General features: G+C 69.9%; 1 protein-coding gene and 1 pseudogene. Both read left to right on the forward strand.

Annotated features, from left to right (window positions below; all coding sequences use genetic code 11):
* Window positions 1-278, forward strand: a pseudogene (locus tag AC6H2I_RS30395) (amino acid ABC transporter permease); the annotation flags it as partial.
* Between the two features lies 1 nt (window position 279).
* On the forward strand, window positions 280-1,111 hold an 832-nt coding region (locus AC6H2I_RS30400; RefSeq protein WP_497504531.1), incomplete at its 3' end, for an amino acid ABC transporter permease.

The following is a 1,111-nucleotide window of genomic DNA, read 5'->3' on the forward strand; positions in this document are numbered from 1 at the left end:
CCGGCGGCCAGGTGCTGCGCCTGGTGGTGCTGCCCCAGGCGCTGCGGGTGATCGTGCCGCCGCTGACCAGCCAGTACCTGAACCTGACCAAGAACAGCTCGCTGGCGCTGGCCATCGGCTACCCCGACCTGGTGTCGATCGCCAACACCACCTTGAACCAGACCGGCCAGGCGATCGAGGGCGTGGCGCTGATCATGGGAACCTACCTGACCATCAGCCTGGCCATCTCGGTCTTCATGAACTGGTACAACACGCGCATCGCGCTGGTGGAGCGCTGACATGGCGGGCGACGTCGAGGGCGCGGCGATGCCGGCCGGCCGACCGCCGGTCGCCACCACCGGCCCGCTGGCCTGGCTGCGCGCCAACCTGTTCAACACCTGGTACAACGCGCTGCTGACCGTCCTCGTGCTGTGGGCGATCGCCCAGGTGATCCCGCCGCTGCTGGAATGGGCGGTGATCGACGCCGCCGGCTTCGGCGCGACGTCGGAGCTGTGCCGCGAGGCGAGCGGCGCGTGCTGGGGCTTCGTGCGGGAGAAGCTGCGCTTCATCCTGTTCGGCACCTTCCCGTTCGACGAGCAGTGGCGCCCGCTCGTCACGGTCGCCATCTTCATCGCCCTCTTGGGCGCCAGCTGCGACCGCCGGTGCTGGGCGCCGTGGTTCGGGCTGGTGTGGCTGGCCGGGCTGGCCGTGGTCGGCGTCCTGATGTGGGGCGGCGTGCTGGGCCTGACCTATGTGGAGAACGCCCTGTGGGGCGGCTTGCCGCTGACCCTGATCCTGTCGGTCGTCGGCCTGGCGGTGGCCTTCCCGGTGTCGGTGCTGCTGGCGCTGGGCCGGCGCTCCGACCTGCCGGCGGTGAAGGCGGTGTGCGTCGCCTACATCGAGCTGATCCGCGGCGTCCCGCTGATCAGCCTGCTGTTCATGGCCTCGGTCATGTTCCCGCTGTTCCTGCCGACCGGCGTGACCATCGACAAGCTGCTGCGCGCCCAGATCGCCTTCATCCTGTTCGCCGCCGCCTACATGGCCGAGGCCATCCGCGGCGGCCTGCAGGCCATCCCCAAGGGCCAGTACGAGGCGGCCGACAGCCTCGGCCTCGGCTACTGGAAGAAGATGG

This window comes from Azospirillum sp. NS33, from assembly GCF_059703765.1.